General features: G+C 34.5%; 14 protein-coding genes. 8 read left to right on the forward strand and 6 right to left on the reverse strand.

The window, feature by feature from the left end:
• The first annotated feature begins 156 nt into the window (after nt 1-156).
• The 3 genes from D9782_RS22990 to D9782_RS15685 all read left to right on the forward strand — a co-directional run bounded on the left by D9782_RS22990 (nt 157) and on the right by D9782_RS15685 (nt 2,326).
• Nucleotides 157-408 carry a hypothetical protein gene (locus tag D9782_RS22990; protein WP_162986408.1) on the forward strand — a complete coding sequence of 84 codons (252 nt, stop codon included), beginning with the start codon at nt 157-159 and terminating at the stop codon, nt 406-408.
• A gap of 235 nt (nt 409-643) precedes the next feature.
• Nucleotides 644-877, forward strand: coding sequence for a hypothetical protein (locus tag D9782_RS15675; protein WP_121605154.1), 234 nt, complete (start codon nt 644-646; stop codon nt 875-877).
• 591 nt (nt 878-1,468) lie between these two features.
• On the forward strand, nt 1,469-2,326 hold the full coding sequence (locus D9782_RS15685) for an AraC family transcriptional regulator (RefSeq protein WP_121605156.1): 858 nt from the start codon (nt 1,469-1,471) through the stop codon (nt 2,324-2,326).
• Between the two features lie 228 nt (nt 2,327-2,554).
• On the opposite strand, the gene D9782_RS15690 is transcribed toward D9782_RS15685, so the two are convergent.
• Both D9782_RS15690 and D9782_RS15695 read right to left on the reverse strand, forming a co-directional pair.
• Nucleotides 2,555-3,313 carry a class I SAM-dependent methyltransferase gene (locus D9782_RS15690; protein ID WP_121605157.1) on the reverse strand — a complete coding sequence of 253 codons (759 nt, stop codon included), beginning with the start codon at nt 3,311-3,313 and terminating at the stop codon, nt 2,555-2,557.
• Nucleotides 3,314-3,729: 416 nt separating this feature from the next.
• Nucleotides 3,730-4,611, reverse strand: coding sequence for a sulfite exporter TauE/SafE family protein (locus D9782_RS15695; RefSeq protein WP_240455745.1), 882 nt, complete (start codon nt 4,609-4,611; stop codon nt 3,730-3,732).
• A gap of 113 nt (nt 4,612-4,724) precedes the next feature.
• Here D9782_RS15695 and D9782_RS15700 point away from each other — a divergent pair, with 113 nt between their 5' ends.
• Nucleotides 4,725-5,612, forward strand: a complete 888-nt coding sequence (locus D9782_RS15700) for a LysR family transcriptional regulator (RefSeq protein WP_026683129.1) — start codon at nt 4,725-4,727, stop codon at nt 5,610-5,612.
• Between the two features lie 779 nt (nt 5,613-6,391).
• On the opposite strand, the gene D9782_RS15705 is transcribed toward D9782_RS15700, so the two are convergent.
• The 3 genes from D9782_RS15705 to D9782_RS15715 form a co-directional block, all read right to left on the reverse strand.
• Entirely contained in the window at nt 6,392-6,664 is a 273-nt protein-coding gene (locus tag D9782_RS15705; RefSeq protein WP_026683128.1) for a hypothetical protein, read from the reverse strand.
• Between the two features lie 465 nt (nt 6,665-7,129).
• Nucleotides 7,130-7,945 carry a lipid II flippase Amj family protein gene (locus D9782_RS15710; protein WP_026683127.1) on the reverse strand — a complete coding sequence of 272 codons (816 nt, stop codon included), beginning with the start codon at nt 7,943-7,945 and terminating at the stop codon, nt 7,130-7,132.
• A gap of 281 nt (nt 7,946-8,226) precedes the next feature.
• The gene (locus D9782_RS15715; RefSeq protein WP_026683126.1) at nt 8,227-8,688 is read right to left on the reverse strand and encodes an aminoacyl-tRNA deacylase; all 462 of its coding nucleotides are present in this window, start codon (nt 8,686-8,688) and stop codon (nt 8,227-8,229) included.
• A gap of 154 nt (nt 8,689-8,842) precedes the next feature.
• Here D9782_RS15715 and D9782_RS15720 point away from each other — a divergent pair, with 154 nt between their 5' ends.
• Nucleotides 8,843-9,286 (forward strand): cell wall hydrolase, encoded by a 444-nt coding sequence (locus D9782_RS15720; protein WP_026683125.1) that lies wholly within the window; start codon nt 8,843-8,845, stop codon nt 9,284-9,286.
• Between the two features lie 197 nt (nt 9,287-9,483).
• Here D9782_RS15720 and D9782_RS15725 read toward each other — a convergent pair whose 3' ends face one another.
• Nucleotides 9,484-9,735, reverse strand: a complete 252-nt coding sequence (locus D9782_RS15725; protein ID WP_205388566.1) for an alpha/beta hydrolase family protein — start codon at nt 9,733-9,735, stop codon at nt 9,484-9,486.
• Between the two features lie 969 nt (nt 9,736-10,704).
• Here D9782_RS15725 and D9782_RS15730 point away from each other — a divergent pair.
• The 3 genes from D9782_RS15730 (at nt 10,705) to D9782_RS15740 (ending at nt 15,464) form a co-directional block, all read left to right on the forward strand.
• Complete coding sequence (locus D9782_RS15730; RefSeq protein ID WP_026683124.1) at nt 10,705-11,487, forward strand: alpha/beta fold hydrolase; 783 nt, start codon at nt 10,705-10,707, stop codon at nt 11,485-11,487.
• A gap of 653 nt (nt 11,488-12,140) precedes the next feature.
• Nucleotides 12,141-13,472, forward strand: coding sequence for an MATE family efflux transporter (locus D9782_RS15735; RefSeq protein ID WP_026683123.1), 1,332 nt, complete (start codon nt 12,141-12,143; stop codon nt 13,470-13,472).
• Between the two features lie 636 nt (nt 13,473-14,108).
• Nucleotides 14,109-15,464 (forward strand): IS1182 family transposase, encoded by a 1,356-nt coding sequence (locus D9782_RS15740; protein ID WP_121604341.1) that lies wholly within the window; start codon nt 14,109-14,111, stop codon nt 15,462-15,464.
• Nucleotides 15,465-15,537 lie beyond the last annotated feature (73 nt).

Consider the following 15,537-nt stretch of genomic DNA (forward strand, 5'->3'; position numbering starts at 1 on the left):
GCAAGAAAGTATTGTAGATCTGTCATAGTTGATTACTAAATATCTAAATTTTCAAACGAGGTTAATGCAGAAACAAACGACGATTTTTTACATGACGGTTTAGCCGCGGGAGAAACGGTTGTAGATTTTTACATAGAATCCATTCCTGCAGATGCAATGATCGATTATTCTGTACCCTTTTATAATCTAAGTGAAGAAGACAAACTTGTCGATAATTTTGACCAAGATTCCATCGTTCACAAGGACAAAAAATGGTATGCTGTAAGTAAATCATATATTGGCCATAGTTACAGTGGTTGGAAATATGCTGCTGGTTCCACAATAAGTGGTTGTTTTTTAACTGCTTCCCATATTAAATCTGTTTCGAACACGTATTCTGGTTCTTTGACGGTAACTAAAAATGCGTAAACTTCATTTGTTGGTTTTAGTATTGGAAAATCTTATAGCAGAACCGTCAGTTATATATCACCTTCTTATCCTTACGGAAGATACAGATTAGAATATAGACATGTATATAAAACCTATAAGGTGAAACAAGAGCAAAAATACGCTACAAAATATGTCTATGCGAAAAAATGAGTTGAACGTCAATATCGTGTAGTTAAGTTTTAATGTATATATTACTAAGGGAGAAATAAAAATTATGAACAAAATAAATGTGGGAATTTCGTTTCTATATATGGCTACCTTTCTTTATGGAGTACGTTATATTTCAGGCGCAATGGGGGTTATAAGTTCAACAGAATGGAGCGATGAAGTATTCGCAGAACATATGTTATTTATTCCAGACGGTTTAATGATTGCTACTGTAATTACTTTAATTTTAGGTATTGTTTTTTTTGTGTGGGGATTGGTAGATAATTTCAAAAAAAATTAAATCTATTCATTTTTATGTTCTGAATTATTGTATTAATCCCGTAGATTTTAAAGTTGAATAAAATGCATAGGCTGTCTCGAAAGTTTAAAGTACACTTTAGATAATAAATTCAATGTTACATAGACAACATCCCGCACTACATTTTTAGTGATCCGGGATGTTTTTTCGGATCTAACCAACTCAGGCGAACCTTCTTGAGACAGCATCTTATAAAATAAAATGTCAGTTATGGATTCATAGAAGTGTAGATATACACTGCTGTCATTAGTGCCTGGTTGTTCTAATTTTGCATAAATTTTAATTATCCGTATCATCTCTCCTTGGTGGTACCCCATTTACTGTTTGTTTTTAAAGAAATGCCCCCTACTTAAAGGATTAGACCACAAAGCATGTATTCAAGCTGATACAATTAAACTTTAATCTTATTTCTGCACTTTTATTCGTAAAACTAAATCATATTTTTATGCTAAAATTAAGTAGCTCGATGATGCTAAATAGTAGTTTCTTTAAAGGACGACTTTTCGGTGCATCAATTGTCGGATATAGACATTCTTTTTTTTATATAGTAAGTATTGAAAGGGGAAAGAATACGTGGAATGGCTAGATAGAATGAATTATGCACTAGACTACATTGAAGATAACCTAGTTCAAGATATAGACTATAAAAAGATCGCACAAGCCGCTTGTTGTTCTGAGTATCATTTTTCTAGAATGTTTTCATCTATAGCAGGTATACCCTTATCAGAATATATAAGAAGGCGTCGTTTAACTCTCGCTGCATTTGAAATCCAACAAAGTGAGAGTCGCATCATCGATATTGCAATGAAATATGGTTATTCATCTGCTGATTCTTTTTCTCGTGCATTTCAAAAAATGCATGGAGTAAAACCTTCAGCGATAAGAAAAAAGAGCATACCATTAAAAGCCTATCCTAGAATCACCTTTCAAATAACGATTAAAGGAGATTCCGAAATGGATTATAGAATTGAAAATGTAGAATTTGATTTGAGAATTGTTGGTAGGAGTAATACTATAAAAACAAGTCGTGCGTTTAAAACAATACCATCACTCTGGAATGCCTCAAAAAAGAATGGTTTTACTAAAAAGTTAATCGATATGTCATGGGAAAATCCCAAATGTACATTAGAAGGTCTTCTAGGTATTTGTGGAAAAGAAGCTGCTATAACAGAGGAAAAGTTTAATTATTTTATGGGAGTAAGATATAATGAAGAGCCTCCCACTGAGATGGAAACGTTGATAATTCCTGCAAGTCTATGGGTGGTCTTTCCAAACATCGTAGATGCTTGGAAAAGGTTATATACAGAATGGGTCCCCAATTCAGGCTACGAACTTGCTAACCTGCCATGCATCGAGTGTTATTATGGACCAAAGCATAAACCAAGACACGAATTATGGGTTCCTATCTTAGCTAAACCACCTAAAAATTGAGTAACAGTTCTACCATAAGGAGGATAGGATCTAATAGAAGGATTAACGAAAGTATCTAATAAAAAATTCCCCGGTTTGCTAACATCACTATAGCGGTATTTATCTGAAAATAAGTAGCAACGTTTAAGGTAGAAGTCTTCTGTTTATGAAAGAACCTAAGCAAAAAGAACCCATTTTGAATAATATCCAAAATGGGTTCTTCAACTACTAGAACTATCTTTGTATGAATTATTTTTTTACAGCTTCAAAAGTAATTAATTTGGTTTGTTTCGAAGGTGGTTTTTGATAATTGTACTCTGCCGAACATGTTACTTGAGAGAATCCTATTTTCTCCAAAAGTAGTTTGAATTCTTCCACCCCATACCAACGTATGACAAACTTCTGTAATTCCGTGTCTTGTAATTCACCTTTTTTCCATTTTTCATACCTTAAGTGAGATAATGTATATTGTTCAACCCAATCAATTTCAATTGATTTGTTTTCCAATATGATACCTTCATTACTAGATAAAGAAAAAGTTGAAGTGAAAATTTCTCCTGTATTCCAATCACTTGGTATTAATAGATCAAGTATTAAGCGTCCATTTGGGATAAGATGATTATAGAAACACTTTAAAGCATTTTTAGCATCTTTTATATTCTCTATTAAACAAAAAGAACCAGTTGGAATCACAATTACCTCATATTTTAAAGGCAATGAAAAATCACATATATTAGCTTCATATAAATTTGGCTTTAATCCTCTTTTGTCACAACGTTTACGACAAGAGGCTAACATCTCGCTAGAATAATCAATACCATCAGCATGATAACCTTTTTCTAACAAAGGAATTAAGAATCGTCCTGATCCTGATGCCGCCTCTAGTATCCGTCCCTTTGTACCTTTTAGTCTCTCAAAATAGTACTCAATATCACCTTGTACGGAATGACCAACTGGTTTAGTGAAATCATAAAGCTCTGTACTTAACTTACCATAATAACTAAACAATTCAATTCCTCCGATTTTTTATGCGGAAGAATATTATTTGGTTTATTAACTCTTCCGCACCTTTATAGTATTGGTTATGTAAAAAGAGCAGACTTTCATAATGTTTCACTCACTTTCTATTAAAATATAAACTAAGTATATATTTTAATGGATGATATTACAAATATTTTCAAATAATTCGACATAGAAATAGCTTTACCAGACATGTTATCCCAACAAATATATAACAAGTATCATTTAGTGCTTGTACCCTAAATATGCGTATAAATCGAACTTAAAGACTAAGCAAATAAATTGTTACAATAAAGCAATATATAAGAAATCAAAATAATTAATTTGTTTATAACAAAGAATATTAAAATATAAGGAGATTCCTGGATTAATCTAGTCTTGAATTGAGCATAATTACGTGCTATTTATTTTAATTTATAAATCATCTGTATAATTAATAGGCAGATGATTATCAGTAAAAGATTTTCAGCTATTTTTTGAGGGATTTTAGGTAGAAGTAGAAGACCTATCTGCGAACCAATAATAGAACCAATAGCCATTGAAATTGCATAAGACCATATGATAAATCCTGTTTGAAAAAATACAATAAATCCCCCTGCACAACTTCCTAGGATTAGAACCCTCGTCATTTGGACAGCCTTCATATAAGTATGGCTGTTTTTCATATAATAAATAATACTAAATGTAGAAGAACCTGGGCCAAATCCCCCATCATAGGCAGCCACAAACAAAGGAATATATAAATTCATCTTATATGTAAGAGGCTGTTGATCAAATTGGATATTAGCTGTCCATTTCTTATTTATCAATGTCACTATTAATGCAAGATTAAGTAATAAGAATGCTACAATATTCATCGTCTTTTCATGAATATGGGAAGTTAATAACGATCCACCCATTCCTCCTAAAAATGCTACTAATAAATTACTCATTATAGACCTTATTGAAAGCTCCTTATGACGAATGAGATAAAATACACTTGAAAATGCAGCTATGCCAGAGGAGAACTTGTTCGTAGCAATACTCGTTTGAATTGGAATACCAGTTAACATCATACCTGGTATAGTAATTAAACCAGCTCCTCCCGCTAAAGTCCCCAAAAAAGAGGCTCCTAATCCAATAAGAATTAAAACGAAGAAATGATAGCTGCCTCCTTTTATTTCCCATATCCATGTTCCAATGCCAATTATTGACATAACAGTAAGGAAGGAAATGACATATATTTTTCTATGCCTCTTTTGTTTTCTCTGGTGTGTGAATTCTTCTTCACCGATTGGTGTATTCAATATTTCTCCCCCCCTTTACTACCCTTTATATAAATGGTATACATTATATAATGATAAATCTAATATATATTTTAAATTTTTTTATAAGATTTTTTTATGAAAGGGTTTTATCAATGAATCTTCACTCACTTCGAATATTTACTACTGTGGCATCTATAAGGAGTGTTACCGAGGCTGCAAGAGTTCTTTCTATTAGTCAACCTGCTGTAACCATTCAAATACGTAATTTAGAAAAAGAAACAGGATTGAAGTTAATTAAAGCAGAAGGAAGAGGAATAAAACTGACTAAAGAGGGGCAATTTTTATTTAAACACGCTGAACGTTTATTTGATATGGAAAAAGACATTGAATATAAACTGAGGCAATTAGAAAATGGAAAACAAGAAAATTTACGGATAGCATCAACTTATTTACCAGCTAATTTTTTATTACCCTTATGGCTAGCTAAACTAAAAAAAGACTCACCCCTAGTAAAAGTAGAACTATATAGTGGTAATTCAAATGAAGTAATTGAACAATTACTTCACTATAAGGCAGACATTGCTTTTGTAGTAAACGAAGATTGGAACCAATCAGACTTAAACCTCCACCACCTAGTGGATATCGATTTTTGGTTTATTGTCCCGATAGGTCACAAATACGATGGAAAAGAGATATTACTATCCGATTTAGTTCAAGAGCCATTTTTATTAAGAGAGGAAGGGAGCTCTACAAGAGAAATTCTTTTTTCATTATGTAGGGTTCACGGTGTTACACCTCCCCGTGTAGGTTTGCAGTTTCATGGTTTAAATGAATCTATTCGTTCAGTTATAGCCGGATATGGTGTAATGCTAGCACCCTCTCTCGCTATACAAGAACACTTGAATCGTAAAGAGGTGGGGAGAGTTAAAGTTAAAGGCGTTGATATTAAACGACCTGTATACCTTTGCAGTCGGAAAGAAGATAAGGAATTATCCCCCAATATAAAAAATTTTCTTGATTTAGTAAAAAAATACTATTAAAAAACTCAATTACTAAAATAACAAGCAAATAAAAGACAAAACGAAAGGGCATGCGTCCAATAAAATCCGGTGTCCATCCCCTAACTATAACTAACTATTAGATTACTTCACTAAGTTTAGAGTTTCTAATCATCATCTTTCGTTTACACTTAAAACCTTTAAGTCAGTGTATTACACATTTAGGCTTTTCTCCTTATTTTTCTGTATTTTGTGTAATTTTTCATAACAAATCGTGCCGTCGGCTGTGCAATCAAAACTTCAATCCAAAAAGCTATGAAAAAATTTCGGGCCAGGCATAAAAGAAGTTTTGAATCGGTTCTAGACTTATCTCTTTCATGCCAATCCAAGATCCGATCACTGTTAGTAAAGTAGATAAAATCGTTACACTAAACAATATATGGAATAAAACTCTAGCATTAAAATCGTCTGTTGGTTCAATAAATTTTTCTACTAGCTTATTAACAATCGGATTAAAGTATTTATCACATAATCACCTGAACAATTTCATTTGAAGAATCAGTTCAATGTATAGATTCTATCATCACTCCTTTAAAATAATACGTTTTCAGCGATGGCTTCAGTTCCTTTGGAAAGCAAGACCGCTTTTCTGCGGAATCTTCAGCTCAGCTGTTTCCGAAGGATAAGGAAGATTTCGCAGCGATACATCGCACGCAGAAAAAGCGTTCTTCTTTTTCAAGGAGTCACGTTTTTTGACTATGCTTTTTTATCGTTCAGCTTTGGGGTTAACTATGTTAGTTTCGCCCTAGACCCTACGACTATTAATTTTTAATTAATATTATTACATCATAGTCTACTTCATCTATAAAGTAGCTCCCGCTAAAACTAACTTCAAATCCGCCTGGTCCAGTTAACTTCAAATCTGTTACTATTACCATACTTCTGAATAATCTGCTAAATACTTTAAATATCGAATGATCAAAGTCAGTAATATGTAAGCTATTATCGTATTTAATATAATATCCTTCACCAAAATAACTATCACCATTTATAATAAATTCGCTAATTTGCTTAATAATATTCCCTCCCCTCATCTTCTACTATTCGACAAAAGGGAATATATTCCTGCGTAATTTTACCCAAAAATAAATTACATAACCAAATCTAACAAACTACAATGTAAAGAGAAACGGTGGTACAGGTTCTGATTAAACACATACCACCTTTTTATGGAACCATATATTTTTAAAGACTCCGATTCTAATTCTTATAAAGTAAAATCTAGTTTACTTTACACTTGTCACTGAACAGATTGGCAGTAAGCTTCCGATTAACGCAATAGCTGTAGCTGCTAGAAACATTTTTTCAAAACCAAATACTGCAATTCCCTCCCCACTGCTGAAACAGATTTAATAATAGATAGTAACGAAGTTATCGTCGCTTTTACATTTTGATGGAATGATAGCCGCAAATAACAATAGAAAGCCCTCACTGATTATAGTGAGAGCTTCAGCATAAAATGTGTTTTTCTAACTATTGCACGTAGCTTTTACCGAACATTAAACAATAAAATGAGTAAACCAAGCGATATATTTCGCCCCTGGTATAAACAACAATTGTGCAAGCAGCGTTCCTAATAGCCTCGAGATAATCATCAGCAAGGAAATGTTTTTAAGTGTTTGATAACTTCCTCTCCGGTTAACTACATCGTCAGCTACTATCGAAACCTTTGGATCTACGAAGATAACTAGCAGTATTGTTGCAATCCCATTTATTAAACCTGATGCCATAATTGCTGTGGACGAACGCTCAGGAGCCAGTAATGCTGCGTATAAGGCAGATAGCACGCCAATTGTATAAATTGCGGTTATTATCATATTTACAAAAAACAATCTAATTGGAATATCCTTGAGCGTAGTACCTTTCAAGTATGTAAATCTTGGTAAACTAACATGCTTTAATCCACGCTTCATATACTCTAAAGAAACAATTCTCTTAAATAAAGATGGAACAGAACCTCTCTCTTCAGATAGGTAAATGATTGCCCTTGAGAAGAGTGCTATAAAAGTAGGAAGTAATAGGATTCCAAATACTGTCCCAATTGTTGACGCACCTATGAGAATGCGAAATTGTGTTTCTACAAATTCTTGAGCATTATGAACTGGTGCGGTATCGATTAAACTACCTGTAAAAGGTTGCTGCATCATATTAGCTAATCTTGAAACCATTACCATTATATTAAAGAGAGATAACGCTGAAGCAATCATCTTTACTCTCGCCCCAGATAACCTAACAGCATAAGCGAGTGTTTCAATAGAATGAATGATAAAGATAAATAAAGCTATAACTATTAGTTTTTCAGTTAAAAATTCCAACTCCATACCTTCTTTTTATTCACTAGTGGTGGTTATTACATCTAGTAAAATTCTATAATATAGCATTATAACATCTTATATCACGATGTCTTTATTGATACGAAAAACATACTATGGCTAGATTTATTAACCATAAAATTAATCTTAGCACAAATATTGGTACAATCATAAATCCTTGTTTTTAAAGCGTATTTAAAGGGAAATTTAACGTATGATGATTTTATCCCACATATAACTTGCAGTAAGCCCCCCCACTGATTGAGGTTTCACTTTATAAAATATTATTTTCGAATTCTTGCAATTATCCCCTTATTAACTTCTATTAACGTTCTAACGTTTATCTTTACTAATGAATTAATGGAGCCTCCACCTGTATAAACATATTCTAATTCTGTTACTTTTGGATCGATTAAAAAGGTTGCAGCAAAACCAAAAGATGGAACTCCTCCTATTGGATAACCTGTTTGTCGTAATACCTCATCCTCATCCGCTAGACGTGGACGATCTATATGTAATGCCTTGCCTACCCTTGATGTACTTGCTCTGTCTTGACCATTGACAATTGCTACAATTAATTGACCTTCTTTACTAATCATGCAAATATTCTTAACAAACTCGCAGATTCTACCTCCTACAGCATTTGCAGCTTCCCGAACGGAGTGACAGGACTCGTTTACTTCCAGATATTCTACATCTAAATGATTATCATCAATATACTGTTTTATTTTTTGACCTGATTTCATCCGAATAGTCCCCCTTGTCATGTTAAGTTATTTTACTAATTACTAGCTATATTGTCTAGTTTCTTTACGAAGGTACAGTAAATACTGGAACATTAATCTTTATAAATGATAATTTTAATGTAGTTTTTTTCATACAATAAACTGAGGTGAAAAAATGGCAAGAGTAAATTATCGAAGTTCTGATGTTGACTTGATGGCAAGGATGATGAGAGCAGAGGCTGAAGGTGAAGGAAAACAAGGAATGTTATATGTTGGAAATGTTATCGTTAATCGTGCTAAAGCAGATTGTCTAGATTTTAGAGATGTTAAAACCATTTCACAAGTTATATTTCAAGTACAAGGAGGGAATTATTCTTTTGAAGCTGTTCAAAAAGGAAATCTCTTTTACAATAGGGCAAGATCTGTTGAAAAAAAGCTAGCAAAAAAGAATTTGGATTATTGGAGGGAACATCCAGGGAAATATGCTCTTTGGTATTTTAATCCATATGCACCGTGCCCTCCAACATGGTATGATCAACCTTTTTCTGGTCAATATAAAAACCATTGTTATTATGAACCGGCAGCGGGAAGCTGTGAAAGTGTTTATATCGGAGGCTAAGTTACATTTTCTAACTAATTTTTAACATAATATAATCAAACAAAATATTGAAGCTTTGTAATATCCTCTTAACGTTCCTTTCTATACTGTTCTTTCTCATACGGCTCACAACCTTTCGCATTATGAAAAAGCTGTTTTCCTAAAATGTACAGGAAAACAGCTTTAATGATTCCAAGCTGCTTTTTTAAACGTATTTCTTAAAGAATCTTGCCAAAAAACGCTGTTAACTTAGGTACAGCTTGATTTACATATTCAGGGATATCATACAAAGCAACATGTGTTGCACCTTCAACCCAGAATAATTCCTTTGGACCATTTGATAATTCGTAGAATTGTTCACTATAACTGCGTGTGTCAGCTTCTGTTCCATTTGTCTCTACAGTACGCTGCTTCGCAACGACTTCAAGTGTTTGCAATTGCCTTTCAGCACTATCTTCTCCACGTACCATTCACCGAAATCCACTGCACTAACAGTTGCAACTGCTTTGATACGATGTTCCGTTTGAACTGTAGCTACGGAATAACCTCTATGACATAACAAATAGGCACTATATGCATTGTGAAAAGCCTAACAATTCCTTTTCTCTTCTTTTATAAAGCTAAAATAGAAATATTTTTGCACCTTTAACTTAGGAGAAACATACAATATAAATATAGTACTAGCAACAAGTAAAAGCCCCCACCATGGTGAGGGCTAGACCGTTTTAATAATTCCAACATTTAATAATATGAGTCACAAAAGCGACATTTCTTTTTAAATTTCTTTTCAAATTTCTTTCTACAATGATCACAGCAGTCATGGCTTTCATCATGGAAATAATAAAAACATTCTTTCTTTTTGCAATGGAAACAATCACAATGGAACTTCTTTTTACACCAGTCACAAAGATGATGGTGTTTTTTATTACAAGAATGACAATAACACATAACCATCCTCCTTTCTTTTATTTCATTTTATGAACATACAAAGGAAAATGATTGGACAGGTCTCATAGTATAAATTCCACTAATTTTTAATATATTCCTAAAGTTATATCTTACGGATGAATTACCAAACGTAATAAGGATGGTTTAAATAATCTGTGTTTTTATTCCATCCATAGTTTATTAGATAAGAATAAGACTATATGATACTAGACAACAAGCCAGTTTTCTGTACGTCCAGAGATAAAATGGCTTGTTGCAATTCGTTTGTTTTCTATATAGTTCTTTAGAATGACCTCAGAATCGTCACCCAGTTAACATGGGTGGCCTTTATTTAGTTAAGCTAGTTATAAATAATCTGCTTCACTTTATAAATGGTATAATATAGCAATCGAGAAGAAGTATCGTTTAAAATAATTTGATATAGTTGACAGGATTAAGAAAAATGGTAATAAAATCGCTTAAAAGAACAACTAAATAAAGGGGGATAAATCATGAAAACAACCCGATCAAAAGATGGTACAATGCTAGCTTATGATACCTATGGTAAAGGACCTGCTCTAATTTTTATAACAGGAGCCACTTGTTTCCGCTCATTTGCACCAGTCTTGCATGATGCCAAGGTGTTTGCAGAAGAATTTACAGTCTACAATTATGACAGACGTGGGCGGGGTAACAGTGGTAATACAATGCCATACGCAATGGAACGTGAACTAGAAGACATTGAAGCGATGATAGACGTAGCTGGAGGTAGAGCTAATATATACGGACATTCTTCTGGAGCTATTCTTGCGCTAGAAGCTACAATCCGACTTGGCCAGAAAGTAAAAAAGCTGGTTATGTATGACCCTGCCTATTCAAACGATGAGGCAAACCAAGAAGAATTCAAAGCGTTAAGTCAGGGATTATATAGATTGCTTGATAGTGGTAAGCATGACCAAGCAATCCGTATTTTCTTGGAAGGGATCGGTACACCTAAAGAAGTGATTATGGGTATGCAGCAATCACCACAATGGGAAACGATGGTAGCACTTGCCCCTACCCTTGCCTACGATACTACATTAGCTTTGGATTTACCACCTGTTACACGAGCTGCTCGTCTAACTACACCAACACAAATAATTGTTGGCGAAGAAAGCCCTACCTCTATACATGATACTGCCAACCAACTTAGCAAGGCGATTCCAAACTCAGCATATTTTCAACTAGAAGGACAGGACCATATGCCTAACCCTGAGATGTTGTTACCAGTACTATCAAGATTTTTAAAACCATAGGCTTTAAATAAATTTGCCTCAGGAATAAAAGGTGGAGGATAGTAAATAGTGTTGATCAGCTATAAAAAAATATGAAAAAGTGAGTAATTTATAACAAACATGCAATAAACGTATTACGTAAACTAATACACAAGATGATTTTAAATTATCTTCTATATGTTTACCTTCTCTTTTTCCTCCTTTTTACGGGGGACTTTTTATGTTTGAAAACATGTGTAGCTTAGTTAGAAAACGGGAAAAGATTTATGAGCAGCCCCTTTCCCAAGCCATATCCACTCTCGCTGCTCTCAATCTATAATGTAATAGAGTGGATAAACTTAAAGGGCATTTTCATTACAATGTCCTTTAAGTACTACTCATCTACTATAGCCTCAGTGTTAAAGACCATACATCTATTCGAATACGAACCAAAAAATTCCTCCCCTGTTAAATTGGATATTGATAACTACTCATGTATTTAGTACTCTGTTGACAATTTGCTCCTGATTTAAAACTGTGCTTCTTTTCAATATTACTGCAATCCATTTGTATGTCATTAAGTATAAATCAGTATATGCAGCTTAAATTTAGGTATTTAGTAAATAAAAGATTGACCTTCAAGTAGCTTGAAGGTTTATACTTTCTTTTGTAAGTAGTTGTAGGAGGAATGACAGATGAGTGGAGCACATGCAAACTTGAAACAACAATCCGTTAAGAAAGTATTTTTTCAGTATTTCTTTCCTTCATTATTAGGAATGATGCTGATGTCGATAAATATCCTTATCGATGGAATATTTGTAGGTAACGGGGTCGGAGCTGAAGGGCTAGCTGGTGTCAACCTTGCCATGCCAGTTTTCTCGTTAATATTCTCGATCGCACTATGGATCGGTATTGGTGGGGGAACCATTTATTCGATCTATACCGGAGGCGAGCAGTTGACTAAAGCAAGAAGTGTATTTTCATTGGCTATTGTCAGTGCGTTATTGCTGCTATTAATCGTTGGCGTTTTCGGTTATGTTAATGTAGAGGCGATTGCAAAACTGCTAGGCGCAAATACAGATACCCTTACTCATACCGTCGAATATTTGAAGATTATGTTCTTGCTTGGTTGGCTAATTGCTTTACAACAGCTGCTCAGCATCTTTGTCCGAAATGATGGCAGCCCAACCTTGTCGATGGTTGCGCTTGGTGCGACTGCAATTATTAATATCGGGCTAAATTACTATATGATTTTCGTCTTGGAGTTAGGAGTCTTAGGCGCCGCGCTTGCAACTGCCCTTGCAAGCTTCGCTGGTTTACTCGTCCTATTGCTCCATTTCTTTAAAAAGCATTCGAATCTAAGAAGCCCTTCGTTCCAGTGGTCATGGAAAATGCTTGGAAGCATCTTCTCGATCGGCTTCCCAAGCTTTCTAGCTGAAGCGGGAACCCTTGTCTTCGTTGCTGGGTATAACTTAGCAGTCGTTGGTTTGCTTGGCACAGAAGGAGTCGCTGCTTTTTCAGTCGTCAATTATTTGCACGGCTTCATGTTCCTTTCATTTTTTGGAATAGAGTCAGCACTACAGCCATTAATTAGCTTTTACCATGGAGCAAAAGAGAAAGTGCGAATCAAAGAGAGTGTAAGGATTGGCGAGAAGGCATCGTTCACGCTGGGGGGAATCCTACTTCTCATCGGCTTGTTTGCTGCACCTTTACTCGTATCACTCTTCGGACTCGAATCTGATGAGGTACGTAAATTGGCTGTGCAGGGCATTCGATTGTTTTTCATAGGCTATATCTTCCTTGGATTTAATTTCGTTTACATGACTTATTTTCAGTCCATTGGAGAAATTCGCCCATCGATCATTATTATTTTGTTAAGAAGCTTTGTTTTTATCTTGGTTTTACTATGGTTATTACCAAAGTTCTTTGGTATTGCTGGTGTGTGGTTAGCACTTCCAATTGCTGAAATGCTCGTTGCATTGCTACTCTTTTTTATCACAAGAAAACATGTGTTAAAGCACCGGTAAAAGGCACATCTAAAATAGACGGATCAAACTAGAATTCGGCACCTTTTTAATTTTGATTCTCCTGCTTGATATTTACTACGTTACTCATCAAGCAGGAGTGAAAATTGAGTCAGTGAAATAACAGGACTTATGACTTCCTATATAGAATTATGGAGTTAAAGTAATTATATAAATAAACTTAATTATTCAGAGGTGTGAAAACAGGCAAAAAAACTGAAGAAATAAGAGACTAAGACAGCTTGCATGGAAAACACCTCACACTATAGTTACTTTAATAATGTACTAGAAAAAAAGGTACTAATAGAAGCCTAGTTGAGATAGTATGTGGTTTAGGCTGGATAGCTCAATCCATCAAGAATCACCCGTACTTTTTGCATATTTTATTCCAAAATAAACTAATGTAAGTACGAAAACCGATATCCAAATCCATTGATTTTCTACAATAAAAATAAGCATAGCAGCAATAACAATTACGGTTAAATCTAATTTCTTTTTTATATTTTTTTGAGTTTAGTGAATTTCATAATTATGAGCCTTTGCGGCTCAATGGGTTTAAGACATAAAAAATGGAGTACCTCCCCAAGTCTAGTATAATGGTAAGTGACCAAACTAACCAAAAGACTGGAGGGACTCCCTATGTCTATTATACGACAAGAGAGCTTATTTGACATCTATGACTTATTGGAAATGGAACCTACCCAACGTTATGAAGCAATCATTTCAGAAATAGATGTGGACGCAATCTTATATCAAGTGAACAAGAAATCAAGGCTTGGAGCACCGGTCAAGCTCAACTATGCCGCAATGATTATCTCATTATGCGTTCGTATAATTGAACGTATTCCAACAATTAAAGACTTGATTAAACGTCTGAAAGACGACCCACTGTTCAAATGGAACTGCGGATTTCTTGTATCTGATGAGACTCCTTCGGAGGCTGCTTATTCTCGATTGATCACTAAACTCAGTGATTCTAATACACTTGAATTAGCACAAGAGACAGTTTTATTTCAAGCGATTGCAGAAGGTTTCATTATCGATGATACCGTTGCAATCGATGCAACTCATTTTGAAGCACGTGATCAAGCTCCAGCTAAAGAAGAAAAAACAAAGACAGAACCGAAAAAACGTGGTCGTAAATCAAAGGCAGAACGAGAACAATGGTTGGAAGAACAAGCTAAAAAGGAAGCAAGCCTTCCACTTTACGAAAAAAAGATTGAAGCTCAGTTACCTGTACCACTAACAGAACTGAGGAACGAAGTTCCTCAAGATCCGAAATGGGGCATAAAGAAAAACAGTGAAGGTAAAAATGTGTTCTGGTATGGCTATAAAGGACATCTAGCAGTTGGCACATCAAGTCAATACATTTTGCAGTCTTTGTTTTCTTCAGGCAGTTTAAATGATGGAAAAGCAGCCATTCCTTTATTGAAGGGCATTCATGAACGTCTATCTCTTTCATCTTTACGTTATCAAACAATGGATGCTGGTTATGATTATGATCCTATTTATGTCCAAGTAAACCGTATGGGGCAACAATCAGTAATAGCTTACAATAAGCGAAATGAATCTGATCCCATTGGATTCGATAAACACTTTGCACCTACCTGTTTTCGAGAACATTCTTATCGTTATGATAGCTTTGATACCAAATATGAAACCTTGAAATACACACGACCAAAGGAATGTAAGGATTGTCCGCTAGCAACCGAAGGTCTATGTCAAAAGATTTACAAGGTGAAAATAACTACCAACCTTCGAAGATATACAGCACCTGCACGAGGGTCAAAAGCATGGAAATCCATTTTTAAACGGCGTACTGCTGTAGAACGTGTGAATGCTTATCTCAAGGAATATTATCAACTAGACAATATCCGTTACCGTACTGGAAAACGAGCGAAGGTTCATTTTGACATCGTAACGCTTATTTATAATGCATCAAAACTAGCCAGTGATCGTATTAATTCAATGCTTCATCAAAATATAGCTGCTTAGATTAATTTTAAAAAATATTTTTGAGAATTCTGCAGCTCTTTGATTTTATTAAAAAAGTAATTATGAAATTGAG

Origin of the sequence: Virgibacillus sp. Bac332 (assembly GCF_003667785.1) — a bacterium.
Classification (GTDB): Bacteria; Bacillota; Bacilli; order Bacillales; family Amphibacillaceae; genus Virgibacillus; species Virgibacillus salarius.

What these genes read in the sequence shown, in the direction of transcription:
- D9782_RS22990 (WP_162986408.1), top strand. Translation starts at nt 157, where the DNA reads ATGATCGATTATTCTGTACCCTTTTATAATCTAAGTGAAGAAGACAAA.
- D9782_RS15675 (WP_121605154.1), top strand. Translation starts at nt 644, where the DNA reads ATGAACAAAATAAATGTGGGAATTTCGTTTCTATATATGGCTACCTTT.
- D9782_RS15700 (WP_026683129.1), top strand. Translation starts at nt 4,725, where the DNA reads ATGAATCTTCACTCACTTCGAATATTTACTACTGTGGCATCTATAAGG.
- D9782_RS15705 (WP_026683128.1), bottom strand. Translation starts at nt 6,664, where the DNA reads ATGAGGGGAGGGAATATTATTAAGCAAATTAGCGAATTTATTATAAAT.
- D9782_RS15715 (WP_026683126.1), bottom strand. Translation starts at nt 8,688, where the DNA reads ATGAAATCAGGTCAAAAAATAAAACAGTATATTGATGATAATCATTTA.
- D9782_RS15720 (WP_026683125.1), top strand. Translation starts at nt 8,843, where the DNA reads ATGGCAAGAGTAAATTATCGAAGTTCTGATGTTGACTTGATGGCAAGG.
- D9782_RS15725 (WP_205388566.1), bottom strand. Translation starts at nt 9,735, where the DNA reads ATGGTACGTGGAGAAGATAGTGCTGAAAGGCAATTGCAAACACTTGAA.
- D9782_RS15730 (WP_026683124.1), top strand. Translation starts at nt 10,705, where the DNA reads ATGAAAACAACCCGATCAAAAGATGGTACAATGCTAGCTTATGATACC.
- D9782_RS15735 (WP_026683123.1), top strand. Translation starts at nt 12,141, where the DNA reads ATGAGTGGAGCACATGCAAACTTGAAACAACAATCCGTTAAGAAAGTA.
- D9782_RS15740 (WP_121604341.1), top strand. Translation starts at nt 14,109, where the DNA reads ATGTCTATTATACGACAAGAGAGCTTATTTGACATCTATGACTTATTG.